The 15,231-nt window shown below is 71.1% G+C and carries 15 protein-coding genes; 4 read left to right on the forward strand and 11 right to left on the reverse strand.

Going from position 1 to position 15,231, the window contains the following annotated elements; translation table 11 throughout:
- Nucleotides 1–44: 44 nt before the first annotated feature.
- The gene (locus tag ACQPYZ_RS33415; RefSeq protein WP_433163062.1) at nucleotides 45–389 is read left to right on the forward strand and encodes a UBP-type zinc finger domain-containing protein; all 345 of its coding nucleotides are present in this window, start codon (nucleotides 45–47) and stop codon (nucleotides 387–389) included.
- A gap of 26 nt (nucleotides 390–415) precedes the next feature.
- On the opposite strand, the gene ACQPYZ_RS33420 is transcribed toward ACQPYZ_RS33415, so the two are convergent.
- The 6 genes from ACQPYZ_RS33420 to ACQPYZ_RS33445 all read right to left on the reverse strand — a co-directional run bounded on the left by ACQPYZ_RS33420 (nucleotide 416) and on the right by ACQPYZ_RS33445 (nucleotide 6,997).
- Nucleotides 416–1,417 (reverse strand): proline racemase family protein, encoded by a 1,002-nt coding sequence (locus ACQPYZ_RS33420; RefSeq protein ID WP_433163064.1) that lies wholly within the window; start codon nucleotides 1,415–1,417, stop codon nucleotides 416–418.
- Nucleotides 1,414–2,316 carry a dihydrodipicolinate synthase family protein gene (locus ACQPYZ_RS33425; protein WP_433163066.1) on the reverse strand — a complete coding sequence of 301 codons (903 nt, stop codon included), beginning with the start codon at nucleotides 2,314–2,316 and terminating at the stop codon, nucleotides 1,414–1,416. Before ACQPYZ_RS33425 ends, ACQPYZ_RS33420 begins: the two co-directional genes overlap by 4 nt.
- On the reverse strand, nucleotides 2,313–4,058 hold the full coding sequence (locus ACQPYZ_RS33430; protein ID WP_433163067.1) for an FAD-dependent oxidoreductase: 1,746 nt from the start codon (nucleotides 4,056–4,058) through the stop codon (nucleotides 2,313–2,315). Before ACQPYZ_RS33430 ends, ACQPYZ_RS33425 begins: the two co-directional genes overlap by 4 nt.
- Nucleotides 4,055–5,215, reverse strand: coding sequence for an NAD(P)/FAD-dependent oxidoreductase (locus ACQPYZ_RS33435; RefSeq protein ID WP_433163069.1), 1,161 nt, complete (start codon nucleotides 5,213–5,215; stop codon nucleotides 4,055–4,057). The genes ACQPYZ_RS33430 and ACQPYZ_RS33435 overlap by 4 nt, the downstream gene beginning before the upstream one ends.
- Nucleotides 5,216–5,289: 74 nt before the next feature.
- A complete protein-coding gene (locus tag ACQPYZ_RS33440; protein ID WP_433163070.1) occupies nucleotides 5,290–5,895 on the reverse strand; it encodes a helix-turn-helix domain-containing protein in 606 nt (201 codons plus the stop codon).
- Nucleotides 5,896–5,947: 52 nt separating this feature from the next.
- Nucleotides 5,948–6,997 carry an SDR family oxidoreductase gene (locus ACQPYZ_RS33445; RefSeq protein WP_433163072.1) on the reverse strand — a complete coding sequence of 350 codons (1,050 nt, stop codon included), beginning with the start codon at nucleotides 6,995–6,997 and terminating at the stop codon, nucleotides 5,948–5,950.
- Between the two features lie 71 nt (nucleotides 6,998–7,068).
- On the opposite strand from ACQPYZ_RS33445, the gene ACQPYZ_RS33450 reads away from it, so the two are divergent.
- On the forward strand, nucleotides 7,069–7,929 hold the full coding sequence (locus ACQPYZ_RS33450) for a LysR family transcriptional regulator (RefSeq protein WP_433163074.1): 861 nt from the start codon (nucleotides 7,069–7,071) through the stop codon (nucleotides 7,927–7,929).
- On the opposite strand, the gene ACQPYZ_RS33455 is transcribed toward ACQPYZ_RS33450, so the two are convergent.
- Nucleotides 7,926–9,071 (reverse strand): hypothetical protein, encoded by a 1,146-nt coding sequence (locus tag ACQPYZ_RS33455; protein WP_433163075.1) that lies wholly within the window; start codon nucleotides 9,069–9,071, stop codon nucleotides 7,926–7,928. The genes ACQPYZ_RS33450 and ACQPYZ_RS33455 overlap by 4 nt on opposite strands.
- Nucleotides 9,072–9,270: 199 nt before the next feature.
- Between ACQPYZ_RS33455 and ACQPYZ_RS33460 the strand changes: the two genes are divergently transcribed.
- On the forward strand, nucleotides 9,271–10,068 hold the full coding sequence (locus tag ACQPYZ_RS33460) for a S1 family peptidase (RefSeq protein WP_433163077.1): 798 nt from the start codon (nucleotides 9,271–9,273) through the stop codon (nucleotides 10,066–10,068).
- Nucleotides 10,069–10,102: 34 nt separating this feature from the next.
- On the opposite strand, the gene ACQPYZ_RS33465 is transcribed toward ACQPYZ_RS33460, so the two are convergent.
- Nucleotides 10,103–10,825 (reverse strand): class F sortase, encoded by a 723-nt coding sequence (locus ACQPYZ_RS33465; protein ID WP_433163079.1) that lies wholly within the window; start codon nucleotides 10,823–10,825, stop codon nucleotides 10,103–10,105.
- A gap of 1 nt (nucleotide 10,826) precedes the next feature.
- A complete protein-coding gene (locus ACQPYZ_RS33470) occupies nucleotides 10,827–11,765 on the reverse strand; it encodes a hypothetical protein (RefSeq protein WP_433163081.1) in 939 nt (312 codons plus the stop codon).
- Between the two features lie 347 nt (nucleotides 11,766–12,112).
- Here ACQPYZ_RS33470 and ACQPYZ_RS33475 point away from each other — a divergent pair, with 347 nt between their 5' ends.
- Nucleotides 12,113–12,820, forward strand: coding sequence for a TetR/AcrR family transcriptional regulator (locus ACQPYZ_RS33475; protein WP_433163082.1), 708 nt, complete (start codon nucleotides 12,113–12,115; stop codon nucleotides 12,818–12,820).
- Nucleotides 12,821–12,885: 65 nt separating this feature from the next.
- On the opposite strand, the gene ACQPYZ_RS33480 is transcribed toward ACQPYZ_RS33475, so the two are convergent.
- On the reverse strand, nucleotides 12,886–14,247 hold the full coding sequence (locus ACQPYZ_RS33480) for a dihydrolipoamide acetyltransferase family protein (protein WP_433163084.1): 1,362 nt from the start codon (nucleotides 14,245–14,247) through the stop codon (nucleotides 12,886–12,888).
- Nucleotides 14,244–15,230 (reverse strand): alpha-ketoacid dehydrogenase subunit beta, encoded by a 987-nt coding sequence (locus ACQPYZ_RS33485; RefSeq protein ID WP_433163085.1) that lies wholly within the window; start codon nucleotides 15,228–15,230, stop codon nucleotides 14,244–14,246. Before ACQPYZ_RS33485 ends, ACQPYZ_RS33480 begins: the two co-directional genes overlap by 4 nt.
- Nucleotide 15,231 lies beyond the last annotated feature (1 nt).

The following is a 15,231-nucleotide window of genomic DNA, read 5'->3' on the forward strand; positions in this document are numbered from 1 at the left end:
AGTTTGCTTGTCGGGTGGGTGGTGGGGCGGCGAGGATGGCGGGCATGACGGAGATACCGGGGATCGACAGCACCGTTCCGCCGAGCGGGAGCGGATGTGAGGATTGTCTGCAGATGGGGGGATGGTGGTTCCACCTGCGGCGGTGTGCGCAGTGCGGCCACGTCGGGTGCTGCGACTCGTCGCCGGCGCAGCACGCGTCCGCGCACGCGCGGGACACCGGTCACCCGATCGTGCAGAGCTTCGAGCCGGGCGAGGACTGGTTCTGGCACTACGGCGAGTCCCAGTACTACGACGGCCCGGCCCTCGCCCCACCGGACGCCCGCCCCGAGAGCCAGCCGGTCCCCGGCGGCAAGGTGCCCGAGGACTGGCAGTCCAAGCTCCACCGCTGACCCCCTGCCACGAGGGTCCGCGCGGCCTACAGCACGAAACCGGCCGGGAACGGGTCGTCGGGGTCGAGCAGGTACTGCCCCATGCCGGTGATCCAGGCCCGCCCCCGGACGGTCGGTACGACGCCCGGCCGGTCGCCGACCGTGGTCTCCGCGAGCAGCCGGCCGGTGAACGACGTACCGATGAAGGACTCGTTCACGAAGTCCACACCGAGGCCGAGCTCGCCGCGGGCGTGCAGCTGGGCCATCCGCGCGCACGTCCCGGTCCCGCACGGTGACCGGTCGAACCAGCCCGGGTGGATCGCCATCGCGTTCCGCGAATGGCTCCCGTTCTGCCCGGGCGCGGTGAACTGCACGTGCTTGCAGCTGTGGATGCCCGGATCCAGCGGATGCACCGGGCGGGCGGTGGCGTTGATCGCGGCCATGATGTCCAGGCCCGCCGTCAGGATCCGGTCCTTCTCGGCCCGGTCGAACGGGATCCCGAGCTGCTCGAGCGGCAGGATCGCGTAGAAGTTCCCGCCGTACGCCAGGTCGTAGGTGACCGTGCCCAGCCCCGGCACGTCCACGGACGCGTCCAGCGCGTGGCTGTACGCCGGGACGTTCTGCAACGTCACGTGCTCGGCGCGTCCGTTGCTCACGGCAACATCGACGACGACCAGGCCGGCCGGGGTGTCGAGCCGGACCGTGGTGACCGGCTCGGTCACCTCGACCATGCCCGACTCGACCAGCACGGTGGCGACGCCGATGGTGCCGTGACCGCACATCGGCAGGCAGCCGGACACCTCGACGTACAGCACTCCCCAGTCGGCGTCGGACCGGGTCGGCGGCTGCAGGATCGCGCCGCTCATCGCCGAGTGGCCGCGCGGCTCGTTCATCAGGAACAGCCGCAGGTCGTCCAGGTGCTTGACGAAGTACTCGCGCCGCTCGGCCATCGTCGTGCCGGGGATGACGCCGACGCCGCCGGTGACGACCCGGGTCGGCATCCCCTCGGTGTGCGAGTCGATCGCGGTGATCGTCCGGACGGACCTCATCGCAAGCTCTCCACGGCCTTCTTCATGTCCTGCTCCAGCTGGGCGACGTGCTCGGGGACCAGCGGGCCCCGCGGCGGGCGGCACGGGCCGCCGTACCGGCCGACGTAGTCCATGCCGTACTTGATCGCCTGGACGAACTCGACCCGCGAGTCCCACCGGAACGCGGCGACGAGCGGCTCGTAGAGCGCCCGCGCCTCCTCCAGCTTGCCCTGGACGGCGAGGTCGAACAACCGCACCGACTCCGCCGGGAACACGTTCGGGAAGCCGGCGAACCAGCCGGTCGCGCCCATCAGCAGCGCCTCCAGGGTGAGGTCGTCCGCGCCGGCGACGACGGCCAGGTCCGGGGCGAGCTCGCGGATCTCCAGGATCCGGCGGACGTCGCCGGAGAACTCCTTGACCGCGACGACGTTCTCGAGCTGCGCGATCTCGGCGAGCAGGTCCGGGGTCAGGTCGACCTTGGTGTCGAGCGGGTTGTTGTAGACCATCACCGGCAGGCCGGCCTTGGCGACCTCGGTGAAGTGGTGGATCACCTCACCGCGGTTCGCCCGGTACATGGTCGGCGGCAGGCAGAGTACGCCGTCCGCGCCGTCCTCGGCCGCCTTCTCGGCCCACGCCCGGGCCTGGTGCGCGCCGACGCCGTGGACGCCGACGACCACGACACCGTCGTCGCCGACGGCCTCGATCGCGGTCCGGGCGACGGCCCGGCGCTCGTCGTCGGTCAGCGACGAGTACTCCCCCAGCGAGCCGTTCGGGCCGACGCCGCGGCACCCGTTGTCGACCAGCCAGCGGCAGTGCTCGGCGTACTTGTCCAGGTCGGGCCGCAAACCGGCCGGCGCCGTCGCGTCCTCGGCGTACGGCAGTGCAGTGGCGACGATCACGCCGTCCAGCTTCTCGCTCATGATTCCTCCTGCGCATCGGCCAGATCGCGCAGCCTCACGGGGACGGCGATCGGTCGTTTCATGGATGGTTCGGGTACGTCGTTCTGTTCGGTGGCGGTCAGCGCGGCCACGGTGCGCGCGCACACGCGTCCCTGACACAGCCCGAGGCCGGCGCGACTGCTAAGACGCAGCGCCCGCCCGTCGGCCAGCTCCCGCTCGGCGACAGCTCCTTCGATGTCGCCCAGGGTCACTTCCTCACACCGGCACACCACGGTCTCCGGCCGGCTCCAACTCCGCCAGCCGTCCCGCACCGGGTACGCCCTGGCCAGTGCACTGGCAAACCGCCGCCCCTTCACGACCTTCTGCAGCGCCGCCTCGTCGGCTGGTTGCTGACGGTTCGCCCGAGGCCTTGCTTCGTCTGCCCGGGGCCTTGGTTGCCCGCTGTCGCCCTGGGTTGCTAGGCGAGCGGCGGCGGCACCGGCGACTCGCCCTTCGGCCGCGGCGAGGTCGGCGCCACCGATGCCGGTGAGCTCACCGGCGGCGAACACCCCCGGCGTGCTGGTCTGCTGGTCCGCGTCCACGACCACCGCCGGCCCACCGTCCGGTCCGGTCGTCAGCTCACAGCGCGCCGCGACCGCCAGCTCCAGCTGCGCGGTGAATCCGAAACCCAGGCAGACTGCGTCGACAGCGACCGTCCGCTCGGTCCCGGCAACGGGTGTCCAGTCGGCGTGCACGCGCGCGATCGTGACCGCCTCGACCTGCTCGGTGCCGTGCGCCGCGATCACCGTCCACCCGTGCCGCAGCGGAATCCGGTGACGTGCCAGCAGAGCGCCGTACCCGAGCGCCTCGGAAAGCTTGCTAGAAGCAACGAGTGGATCGGTTGCCCAGCCCCGGCGGACCGTGCGCAGGGAGTTTGCCTCGAGCAACCCGACGACCTTGGCACCGACTCCGACCAGGGACTCCGCCACCGGCAGCAGGAACGGTCCGGTCCCCGCCACCAGGACCCGTTTCCCGACCGCGACCCGCTGACCCTTCGCCAGCGCCTGCGCGGCACCGGCGCTGTAGACGCCGGGAAGATCCCAACCAGGGAAGGGCAGCACGCGATCGTACGCCCCGGTCGCGAGCACGATCGCCTTCGCCTCCACCGCGAAGACCTCGCGCCCGGCACCGTCGGCCGGGCCTCGCTGCACCCACAAGCGATTCCCCTGCTCCAGCGCCCACACGGATGTCTCCGCCCGGTGGGTGATCCGCTCGTGCGCGGTCAGCCGATCCCGCTTGGCGACGAAGTCGTTCCACCCGTGCTGCATCCGGCCGGGCCGCCGTACGCCGAGCTCCTCGGCCGGCTGCCGATTGAACTGCCCGCCCACCGCCCGTGCACTGTCGATCAACAGCACGCTCGCCCCGCCGTCGGCCGCAGCCAAGGCCGCCGCGATCCCAGCCGGCCCGGCACCCACCACAGCAACCTGAGGTTGCGAAGTAGGTGGCGCCTCAGCGGCGACTGCCGAGCCGCCCGGCAGCTGGGCACCGTCCTGGGTGGTGATCGCATCGCCCGGACGGACCGTGCGTTGGCAGGCGCGGACGTCCGGGATGCCGTTGACCACGACCAGGCAGTCGTAGCAGGCGCCGATACCGCAGAAGAGTCCGCGGGGACGGCCGTTGCCACGGGTCGTGCGCCACGACGTGAGGCCATGAGAGAGGAGTATGGCGGCGACCGTCTGGCCGGAGGCTGCCTCGATGGGCTCGCCGTTCACGGTGATCCTCATCCGGCCAGCACCGCCGGGCGGTCGACGCGGAACGGGTCCGCGGCGAGGTGCGGGGTGAGCCCCAGGAACAATTCGGTGACGAGCCGGCCGGTCGAGGCAGCCAGGCCGATGCCAGCACCTTCGTGACCGGTCGCGTGCCAGAGCCCGCTGACCCGTGGATCCGGCCCGATGACCGGCAGATGATCAGGGGCGTACGGCCGGAACCCGCCGTACGTGCGCATCACCGGCACGTCCCCGAGGAACGGGAACAGCCCGACCGCCTTCCGCGCGAGCTCCCGCAGCACGTTCACCCGCAGGGAGTCGTCGTACCCGATCCGCTCCCGGCTGGACCCGATCAGCACCGTCCCGGCCCGCGTCGACTCCACCACCGTCGACGTCTGCAACTCGGCGTCGCCACTCCCGACCGCGCCGACGTAGTCCGCGTCGTACACCTTGTGCCGCACGCACTCCGGCAGCGGCGCGGTGACGAGCAGCATCCCGCGCCGGGGCAGCACCTGGATCGGCGCACCCGCAGCCGCGGCGAACGCCCCGGACCACGGGCCGCACGCGTTCAGCACGGCACCACAAGCGATCTCGCCGTCCGAGGTCTCGAGGCCTACGACGCGACCCCCGGCGGTCCGCACCGACAAGGCATCCACTCCGGAGCGGACGACGCTGCCACGAGCCCGTACGGCGGTCAGCAGCGCGGTCGCCGCGAGCACCGGCTGGAGCTGCGCGTCGTCGGGGTAGTGGACGCCGATGGTCACGTCTCGGGTGAGCAGCGGCTCGAGCTCGAACGCCTCGGCCGGCGTGATCACCCGCGCGTCGACACCGGCCGCGCGCTGCTTGGCCGCGAACGCCTTCAACGGCCCGGGATCGGTCGTCGCGACGACGACGCCACCCTTGTCCTCCCACTCGACGTCCGCCACCCGCTCGGGCAACCGTGCCAGCACCGCGCCCCACTCGGCACGTGACGCGATCGCCAGTTCAAGCTCGGGCCCGGGCTCCTTGTCGGAGACCAGCACGTTGCCCTCACCGGAGGCCGTCGTCCCGGAAGCCACCGCTCCCCGGTCGACCACGACGACCCGTACGCCGGCCGCTGTCAGCGCCTCCGCGCAGGCCGCACCGACGATGCCGGCGCCCACGACCACCACGTCGGCCGTCGCCGCAGCAGGCATCTCACCGTCTCCTCGTCGTTCACTTTAATGAACGACTTCGAGCGTACGGCGGGATCCGGCCCAGGTCAACGCGGTCACTCCGGGAGATGCGGGCCGCCGGGCGCGACCGGGTGCGCGTCCGGCGGGTACTCGAGCAGCAGGACCGACCGCACCGGTCCGTCCAGCGCCTCGTACTCGTGCGGTCCGCCGGCCCGGAAGGCGAGATAGTCGCCCTCGCCCAGCTCCTCGGTCCGTCCGCGCGACGTGACCCGGAGCCGCCCGTTCAGGACGATGTGGTGCTCGGTTCCGGGATGGCCGCCCGAGCGCTGGACCGCCCCAGCCCGGACCTCCTGGTTGTAGATCTCGAACAGCCCGCCCGGATGCTCGAGCCGCCGCAGCATCCGCAGGTCGATCGCCTCGCCGGACAGTACGTCGATGTCCGCGGACCGCACGAGCACCACGTCCGCGGCCGGAGCCTCACTCAGCAGCGCCGACACCGGGACACCGAGAGCGTTCGACAGACTGAACACCGTTTCGATCGTCGGGTTGCCCGTCCCGGACTCCAGCTGGGACAGCGTGCCCTTGGCGATCCCGGACCGCCGGGCGAGCTCGGACAACGAGATGCCCTGCTCGTCCCGCCGCGCCCGCAGGTTCGCCCCGAGCAACCGTCCCGCACCCATCGCCGCCACAGCCCGGAGCATGCCATATCCGCCGCCCGGGCCTTCGGCGCCGGCGTCGTACCGGGCCCGTGGTTCAGGGGATGACGCGGCGCCGCCGGAGCTCGGCGAAGAGGCTGTAGAACATCTCGTCGGTGGCCACGTACTCGTGGAATCCGGCCCGCCGCGCCTTCGACGAGTCGGCGAAGAAGTCGTAGTCCCAGCCGAAGACGAAGTCCGCGAACGGCCAGGAGGAGACCTCGGCGTACGACGTCTCCGCGAGACCGTGCTTCGCCTGGAGTTCCTTCCACAGCGGCTCCTTGTCGGACATCACGTCCTGCAAGGACATCCGCAGCGGCGGCGCGACCTCGAGGCCGAACCAGTCGGCCAGCTTCGGCCACAGCTCGCTCCACCGGAACAGGTCGCCGTTCGTGATGTTGAACGCCTGGTTCGCCGCCGCCGGCGCGGTCGCCGCCCACACGGTCGCCTTGGCCAGCAGCCCGGCGTCGGTCAGCTCGAGCAGCGCGTCGTACGCGCCCGGCTTGCCCGGGAACCGCAGCGGTACGCCGAGCTCCTTCGACATCGATGCGTACACGGCGATCGCGACCGCGAGGTTCATCGGGTTGCCGAGGGCAACACCACCGACGACCGACGGGCGCAGCGCCGACCAGGTCCACGCCTTGCCCTGCTGCCGCTGCTCGAGGAACTGCTGCTGGTCCACGTTGAACTCCGGCGGCAGGTGCGGCGGGTCGTCCTCGCGCGCCGGCGTCTTGAACGGCCCGAGGTGGGCGCCGTACACCTTGTAGCCCTGCATCAGGCTGACGTGCCGCAACCCGCGGGCGACCGGCTCGATCGCCTCGACCACGTTGACCAGCATGGCGAGGTTCGGCGGCACGAGCTCGGCCCAGGTCGGGCGGTCCTGGTAGGCGACGTAGAACACATGGGTCACGTCGGTGAGGCCGGCCAGCTTCGACCGGGTGTCGTCCGGGTCCAGCAGGTCGACGGCTACGTGCCGTACCCGAGGCCCGTCCTGCCCGCCGCGGCGGGACAGGCCGATCACCCGCCAATCACCCAGCGAGGCCAGATGCTCGACCAGATTCGTCCCGATCACTCCGCGCGCACCGACCACCAAAGCAACGTTGTTCATACTCAACAGCCTCGCTGACCTGCGCGAATAAAGCCAAGGCATAGTTTTCACTAGGCCCATAAACTCAGCTCATGACAACTCTCCGGCAGCTGGAGTACCTGGTGACCGTCGTCGACCAGGGTTCGTTCACCAAGGCCGCCGAGCTCCTGCACGTCACCCAGCCGGCGCTGTCCCACCAGATCCGGACGCTGGAGCGGTCGGCCGGCGGGCCGCTGCTCGAGCGACTGCCGCGAAACGTCCGGCTGACTCCGACCGGCCGCGCGATGATGCCGCACGCCCGGGCGGCCCTCGCCGACGCCGAGCGCGCCCGGTGCGCCGCGCGTCAGGCCGCGGGTCTGGAGGTCGGCGAGCTGCAGATCGCGACCCTCTACTCGATCACCCTGGGCGTCCTGCCGGCCGCGCTGCGCCGGTGGCGGCAGGCGTATCCCGACGTGGGCATCCGGCTCTTCGAGCACCGGCACACCGACGAGCTGGTCGAGGCGATGAACGCGGGCCAGGCGGACCTGGCCGTCGGTCCCGAGCCGGCCGGCTGGATGGGCGAGACGTACCCGGTGCGCACCGAGGAGCTGGTCGTCGTCCTCGCCGCGGATGATCCCGCCGCCGTCGGCGAAACGGTCACGCTCACGGATCTCGAGGACCGCGCCTGGGTGCACTACACGCCGGGCCACGGCCTGGGCGACGTCCTGGATCGTGCGTGCGCGCAAGCCGGTTTCGAGCCGCGGGTCGCCGTCCGCACCGAACAGACCGCCGCCGCGCCGGCCCTCGCCACCGCCGGACTCGGACCGGCGCTGGTCCCCGACAACATCCTGTCCCCGGCCTTCGAGGGTCACGTCCTGCGGCCCGATCCCCCGGTCCGCCGAACGCTGACGGCGTACACCCGCGCCACCCCCGACCCGCTGGCGGCGGCCTTCATCGAGGTCCTCAGGTCCTAGTGGGTCAGGTAGAAGCGGGACACCGAGCGGAAGGACTTCTTCGGCTCCCAGCGGTACGGCGAGGCCGGGTCGTCGTCGTTCTTCCGGATCACCTTGCACAGGCTGAACGCCGCCATGTCCTCGTCGTGCGGGCGGTCGTGCGGCCGGTGCGGCGCGTCGGGTGAGATGAAGGTGTACGGCGACGCGCCGAGGAACCCCTCGTCGGTGAACACGTCCAGCATGTTCGCCAGGTGGTCGGCCTGCTCCTGCTCGTCGCGGACGTACTGCGGTGGGATCACCGGCACGTCCCCGCTGTAGTCGACGATGTCCCAGCCCATCCCGCCCCGCTCGGCCGCACCGGTGAACGTGCAGCAGCCGAACTCCAGGATCATGATCGGCTTGTTCCAGCGGCGGAACGGCGCCAGCTCCTCGGTGTGGCCGGCCCGGTCCTCGTGGTACGAGTAGTAGTCCAGCCCGACGATGTCGAACAGCGACCAGTCGACCCGTTCCAGGTCGTGCGCGGCGCCGTACGTGATCCGGCCCTTGAAGTTGCTGCGGGCAACCTTCACCATCTGCGCGGTGAAGGCGCGGAACTTCCGCTGCAGCTCGGCCATGTCGAACTCGCCCTGCTGCAGGTACTCGACCCGCTCGAAGAAGTTCGCGCCGGGGATGATGCCGGGAGTGAACAGCATGAACTCACAGCCGATCACCAGGATCACCTCCTGCCGGTAGCGACGGCGGAGCCGCTCGGCCTGGACCGCGACCTTGCGGAGCTTCTCCAGCTCGTCGGCCTGCGGCTCGTCGAACGACCGCGGCTGGATCGAGACCCGCAGCCCCAGCTCGAGCGCCTCGGTCGCGGTGTCGACAAGACGTCGTACGTCGCTGCCGTAGATGCTGACCCAGTTGGCGTGCAGCCGGTCGCGGACGGCCCGGAGCTCGGAACGGACGATGCACTTGCGCCAGAGCACGCGGCTGTCGTCGCCGACGAACCCCGTGCCGGTGTCGTAGGCGACACCCTTGAACTCGAGCTTCCGGCGGCCGGCGGACTGCGGGGCCGCGGCGGCCGTCGCGGTCCCGGTCGTCGCCGCCCCGAGGGCGAGCAGGCCCACGGCGGCGGTGCGTTGAAGGAATTGGGAGCGGTTGATCCGTGGTGTGTCGGTCATGCCACCGAGTGTTCGCCGGTCCGCCGGGCAGGTCGTCGTACCGAGGTCCCTGCCGGCGCGACTTTGGTCGGGTGACACAGGGATGTCCCGTCACCGATGTGCCCGGGCAATCGCTTGCATTACTCCACGTGCCCGCGCGACTCTTCAGAGTCATGGGACCGCACCGCCCTGGCGGTCCACGAACTCTGGAGTGTGAGGCATGTCCGGAAAGCTCAAGCTCGCCCGCGCGACCTTCGCCGCCGTCGTCGTGGCCGCGGCCTCGGTCGGCGCCGTCGGTGCGGCCGAAGCGAAGACCCCGCCGCCGACGACCAACATCGTCGGCGGAACCCTGGCCAGCACCGCGCAGACGCCCTGGGCGATCGCGCTGAACAACAGCCGGTCGCCGTCACCGAGCGGCCAGTACTGCGGCGCCACCCTGGTCAAGGCGAACAAGATCGTCACCGCGGCGCACTGCGTCACCCAGCCGATGAGCACCTACACGGCGATCCAGGGCCGGGACAACCTGAACACCACGGCCGGCCGGACCTCGAAGATCTCCAAGATCTGGAAGGACCCGCAGTACGGCCGGGTGCCCGGTCACGACGTCGCCGTACTCACGCTGGCCACGCCGTTCACCGGGGTCGCCACGCTGCCGCTGGAGACCAGCCGGTCGGCGGACGCGGTCGGTGCGCAGCCGACCGTCTACGGCTGGGGTGAGACCGAGGGGACCGGCCCGTACGACCGGTTCCAGAAGGTGGTCGTGCCGGTGCTCGGGGACGCGTACTGCGGTGACGTGTACGCGGGCTACGACTACGTCGCCAACGGTGAGATCTGCGCCGGCTACCAGCAGGGCGGCAAGGACTCCTGCCAAGGCGACTCCGGCGGCCCGCTGGTGCTGAACGGCCGGTTGTTCGGGGTCGTGTCCTGGGGCATCGGGTGCGCCGACGCGGGCAACCCGGGCGTGTACGCCGAGGTCGCGTCGTACCACTCGGCCCTGACGGCCCAGATCAACAGCTGACCTCTCGGTGGCCGGCCCCCGCCCGGGCCGGCCACTACGTCTTCTTCGGTACGGCGATCACGACGGCGTTGCTGAGGTACGCCGTACCGTCCCAGTCCTCGCAGGTCACCAGGACCAGCCGGCCCGGGACACCCTGGTCGAAGAGCCGGGCGGCCCGCTTGGCCAGGGTCTTCTTGCGGTAGACGGTCACCGCCGAGACCACGTACTCGACCGTGCCGCGGCCGGTCGTGACCGAGACGGTGGCGCCGGCGGACAGTTGGTCCAGGTCGTCGAACGCGCCGCCGCCGTCGTGCACCGTGTGGCCGGTGATGATGGCCGACCCCTTGGCCGCACCGGGCACGGCACCGTCGGACCACCAGCCCACGAGGCGGGGGTTCGCCGGCGGGACGAGCGTGCCGCCGCGAGCGCGGATGCCGAGGACGCGCGCCGAGATCCCCAGGCTGGGCACGCTCACCTTCACCGGGTTGGCCGGTTTCGCCGGAACCGTGCTTCTGGCCTCGGGCGGTGGACTGCTGTAGGTGGCCGCGGACGGGTGTGTTTGTAGGGCGGCAGTCGTCCCGGGAGTCGTGTCTGTGACCGTCTTGGCCGAGGACTGGCCGGCCGCGGCGGTCTGCTGCCGGTCGGGGTCGTTCTTGCCGGCGTTCGGTCCGAACTGCAGGTAGCCGCCGGTGAGGAGAAGTACTGCGCCGGCCGCCAAGGCCCCGATCGTCCACCACGACGAACGAGCACGACCCGGGCGGCGACGCTTCGCAGGCATCTCAGGCAGCGTGCTGACCGCGCGTCTGCCGGGACTTCAGCACGCCGGCGAGCACGAGCACTCCGCCGAGCATGAGCAGGGCGAGCCCGCCGACGCCCTGGCTGGTGGTGACCGCGGACAGATTCGTCAGCCCACCGGACTGACCCGCGTCGATCTCGGTCGGGATCGCGACCGTCGGGGTGCTCGTCGGGCTCGCCGACGGCGTCTCGCTCGGCGACGCGTTCGGCGTCTGGTCGGGAGTCTCGGACGGGGTCTCGCTCGGCGTCTCCGACGGAGTCTCGTTGGGAGTCTCGGACGGGGTCTCGCTCGGCGTCTCCGACGGGGTTTCGCTGGGCGTCTCGCTCGGCGTCTCCGACGGAGTCTCGCTCGGGGTTTCCGATGGCGTTTCGCTGGGCGTTTCGCTCGGGGTCTCCGATGGTGACCCACTCGGCGTCGACGTACCGGTCGACCCCTCCTTGACGCAGAAGTCGAGGTGGCTGATGCCGTAGTACTTGCCGGTCTTCGCGTTTACTGGCGCGTGCAGGCCGGTGTCCGCCACGGTCCCGGCCGGCTGGTAGTTGTAGTGGTTCGCCGCCGGGCCGCCCTTGACCAGGACCGCGAGGACGACGCCGCCCGAGGCGCTCAGGTCGACCACCCGGCCGCCGGTCTGGTCCCCGGGATGCTCGATGTCGTCCGAGTCCAGGGTGCGCTGCGACCACGTCACGGTGACGCCGTCCGCGGTGTCCGAGCCCGGCGTCGGCGGGTCGAACGTGATGGGGGTCGATCCCGGGATCACGTTCTCGCAGGTCGGGTTGCCGTCGATGATCGCTCCGCCGGCCGAGGCGGACGGCGCCAGCGCGAGCGTGACGCCGCCGAGTACGAGCGCGAGCGCTCCGGCACCGCCGAGCAGCGCGACCGCACGCGAACGCTTGGGCCCGCGCGCAACCGATGTGTCGTTCACAGATGTTCCCCATGTCTGAGGCCGGCCAGGCGACCGGCACGTCGGCGGGCGGCCCTGCCGGAGTACGTTCCGGCCGGGCCAGGCGGTGATTTGCCCCTACGTCGAACCGGCGGTCGGCCGGTGGGGCCGAATCCCGGGCCGGCGACGCGCTGTGCGTCCTCCGGCCTGCCCCGCGGGAACCTCGGCCTCCGCATTCTGGGGCCACCGCGAAGTGACGCGCAAGTTATGACCGCACGACGCGCCGCATCCCTTACGGCTCAACAGAAAATGCGCACCGAACTAGTTGCCTTTCGCTTCTAAAACAATGTATTAGTTCGTGAAACACCGTATTCGCTATGCTCTGCCGGATGGCGCGCGAAGCGGACGAGAAGACGGTGCTGGGATCGGTCTGGTTGCGGCCCGACCCGGTCGCGACCCGGGCGCCGCTGAGCCGGGACGACATCGTCCGGACCGCGGTGAAGGTGCTCGACCGCGACGGGCTGGAGACCTTCTCGATGCGGCGGATGGCGGCCGAGCTCGGGACCGCCGCGACGTCCGCGCTGTACTGGCGGATCGCGAACAAGAACGACCTGCTCGAGCTCGCCGTCGACGAAGTACTCGGTGAGGCTCTGGTCGACACCGGCGACGGCGAATGGCGTGACCAGGTGACCGCACTTGCGACCGCGGCGTACGAGGCCTTGTGGGCGCATCCCTGGGCACCGCAACTGCTCGCGTCGCACGCCGGGCTCGGGCCGAACTACCAGGCACTGGCCGAACGGATCCTGACCGTGCTGAGCTCAGCCGGGTTCCGCGGCGTGCACTTGGATGCGGCCGTGTCGGCGATCTTCCACTACCTGATCGGTGCCGCCGTGACCGACGCGGCCTGGACGGCGACCGTACGGCGAAGTGGTCTGACCGAGCACGAGTGGACCACGGCCGCCGGTCAGCAACTCGGAGTCGGCGCGGCCAGCCTCGCGGCGTACCTGAGCCGGGAGAACCTGGCCGGCCCGGAAGCTCGCTTCACCAGCGGACTCCGGGCCGTCCTGGTCGGCCTGCGACCACGGCAGCTCTCCTGACTTTGTGCACCACGTGAGCACCCCACGGCTTCCGGCGTACTCACGTGGTGCACAGAGTCGGCGTCCTAGAGGTCCGCGAAGGCCGAGGCCGGGTTCTCGAAGGCGTCGGCGACGAACCGGAGGAAGGCGGCCGCCGTCCCGCCGTCGCAGACGCGGTGGTCGAACACGAGCGACAACTGGGTGAGCTTGCGGATCGCCAGCTCGCCGTCCACCACCCACGGGCGGTCGATGATCCGGCCGACGCCGAGGATCGCGACCTGCGGGTGGTTGATGATCGCGGCGCTGCCGTCCACGCCGAAGCTGCCGTAGTTGTTCAACGTGAACGTCCCGCTGCCCAGCTCGTACGGCGTCAGCCGGCCGGCCCGGGCGGACTCGGTCAGCCGCCTGATCTCGGCGTCGAGCGCCCGCGCGGTCAGGCGATGCGCGTTCGGGACCGCCGGTACGACGAGACCGCGGTCGGTCTGCGCCGCCAGGCCGAGGTTGATGCCGTCGTACTGGACGAGCTCCTCGCGCTCGGTGTCGACGAACCCGTTCAGCTCCGGGTACTTCTGCAGCCCGGCGACCACGAACCGCGCCATCAACGCGAGCAGGCCCGGTCCCGCACCTGTTGCCGTTCGCAACGATCCCCGCAGCTCGACCAGCGCGGTGGCATCCACGTCCACCCACGTGGTCGCCTCCGGAATCTCGGCCCGGCTCCGGCTCAACGTCGCCGCCACCGCCTTCCGGAAACCACTCATCGGAATCCGCCGAAGCTCTCCCAACCCCGTCCGCGAATCCGGAGCGCTCGACCCCGGCGCGTCGGCCGCGCGCCCGCTCCGCGCGGGCCCGTCGGCCGAGCTCTCGCTCCGCGCCGGCTCGCCTGCCGGCTGGACGCTCCAGCCCTCGCCGTCTGCGACCCGCCCGGCCGGCTCCTCGAGCCGGCGTGCGATCGCCAGCTCCACGTCCCGCCGCACGATCAGCCCGTCCGGCCCCGACCCCGCGAGCTCCCGGAGGTCGACCTCGGCGTCCCACGCCATCCGCCGTACCAGCGGCGAGATCACCAACGGCACCTTCGGGCTAGTCACCGCCACCGTCGTCGTGACCGCACCCCGCGGCTTGCGACGACGGCCCGCGGCACCACTGCCGGTCCCGTAGCCGACGAGCACGTTGCCCGAGCCGCCCTTCTCCTCGTCGCGGTACGTCGTCCCGGCGTCGACCTCCCCGATCGTGATCAGCGGCTTGCCGACCGGGACGACGGTGCCCGGCTCGCCGTGGAGCTCCTCGACGACACCGGCGTACGGCGACGGGAGCTCGACCACCGACTTCGCGGTCTCGACCTCGGCGACCGGCGCGTCGACGGTCACCACGTCGCCGACCTTCACCAGCCAGCGGACGATCTCGGCCTCCGTCAGGCCCTCACCGAGATCGGGGAGCAGGAACGTGTTCACGAGTCCTCCCACTGGAGGTCGTCGACCGCGTCGAGGATCCGGTCCACGCCCGGAAGCTGGTACTTCTCCAGCTTCGGCGGCGGGTACGGGATGTCGAACCCGGTCACCCGCCGGATCGGCGCGGCCAGCGAGTGGAAGCACCGTTCGGTGACCCGGGCAACGATCTCCGACGACACGCTCGCGAATCCGCTCGCCTCCGCGACCACGACCGCCCGGCCGGTACGACGTACCGCCGCGCAGACCGTCTCGTCGTCGAACGGCACGATCGACCGCAGGTCCACCACGCTCAACTGCCGGCCCTCGGCCGCCGCGACCTCGGCGGCCTCCAGCGCGACCGGCACCGTCGGCCCGTACGCGATCAACGTCGCGTCGGCGCCCTCCCGCCGTACGACGGCCGTCCCGATGCCGGGCTGGTCCTCGGTGAGGTCCACCTCCTCCTTGGCCCAGTAGAGCTTCTTCGGCTCCATGAACACCACGGGGTCGGGGAACTCGATTGCCTTACGCAATAAGGTGTACGCGTCCGCGACGGTGGCCGGCGCGACCACGGTCAGGCCCGGGGTGTGCGCGTAGTAGCTCTCGGACGAGTCGCAGTGGTGCTCGACGCCACCGATCCCGCCGGCGTACGGCATCCGGATGACCATCGGCAGCGAGACCCGGCCGCGGGTCCGGTTCCGCATCTTCGCGACGTGGCTGACGATCTGCTCGAACGCCGGGTAGCCGAACGCGTCGAACTGCATCTCGACGACCGGCCGCATCCCGTTCATCGCCAGCCCGACCGCCATCCCGACGATGCCGGACTCGGCCAACGGGGTGTCGAAGCACCGGTCCTCGCCGAACTCCGCGGTCAGCCCGTCCGTGATCCGGAAGACGCCGCCGAGCGCGCCGACGTCCTCGCCGAACATCAGCACGCTGTCGTCGGCCTTCATCGCGTCCCGCAGCGCCTGGTTCAGCGCCTGCGCCATGGTGATCTTCACGTGCGTCATG

It is taken from the genome of Kribbella sp. CA-247076 (assembly GCF_050942445.1).
Lineage (GTDB): Bacteria > Actinomycetota > Actinomycetes > Propionibacteriales > Kribbellaceae > Kribbella.

Bases quoted from the DNA above. Each gene is read 5' to 3' on its own strand.
- ACQPYZ_RS33415 (WP_433163062.1), top strand. From the start codon at position 45: ATGACGGAGATACCGGGGATCGACAGCACCGTTCCGCCGAGCGGGAGC.
- ACQPYZ_RS33485 (WP_433163085.1), bottom strand. From the start codon at position 15,230: ATGACGCACGTGAAGATCACCATGGCGCAGGCGCTGAACCAGGCGCTG.
- ACQPYZ_RS33460 (WP_433163077.1), top strand. From the start codon at position 9,271: ATGTCCGGAAAGCTCAAGCTCGCCCGCGCGACCTTCGCCGCCGTCGTC.
- ACQPYZ_RS33440 (WP_433163070.1), bottom strand. From the start codon at position 5,895: ATGCTCCGGGCTGTGGCGGCGATGGGTGCGGGACGGTTGCTCGGGGCG.
- ACQPYZ_RS33450 (WP_433163074.1), top strand. From the start codon at position 7,069: ATGACAACTCTCCGGCAGCTGGAGTACCTGGTGACCGTCGTCGACCAG.
- ACQPYZ_RS33425 (WP_433163066.1), bottom strand. From the start codon at position 2,316: ATGAGCGAGAAGCTGGACGGCGTGATCGTCGCCACTGCACTGCCGTAC.
- ACQPYZ_RS33420 (WP_433163064.1), bottom strand. From the start codon at position 1,417: ATGAGGTCCGTCCGGACGATCACCGCGATCGACTCGCACACCGAGGGG.
- ACQPYZ_RS33455 (WP_433163075.1), bottom strand. From the start codon at position 9,071: ATGACCGACACACCACGGATCAACCGCTCCCAATTCCTTCAACGCACC.
- ACQPYZ_RS33435 (WP_433163069.1), bottom strand. From the start codon at position 5,215: ATGCCTGCTGCGGCGACGGCCGACGTGGTGGTCGTGGGCGCCGGCATC.
- ACQPYZ_RS33445 (WP_433163072.1), bottom strand. From the start codon at position 6,997: ATGAACAACGTTGCTTTGGTGGTCGGTGCGCGCGGAGTGATCGGGACG.
- ACQPYZ_RS33475 (WP_433163082.1), top strand. From the start codon at position 12,113: ATGGCGCGCGAAGCGGACGAGAAGACGGTGCTGGGATCGGTCTGGTTG.
- ACQPYZ_RS33430 (WP_433163067.1), bottom strand. From the start codon at position 4,058: ATGAGGATCACCGTGAACGGCGAGCCCATCGAGGCAGCCTCCGGCCAG.
- ACQPYZ_RS33465 (WP_433163079.1), bottom strand. From the start codon at position 10,825: ATGCCTGCGAAGCGTCGCCGCCCGGGTCGTGCTCGTTCGTCGTGGTGG.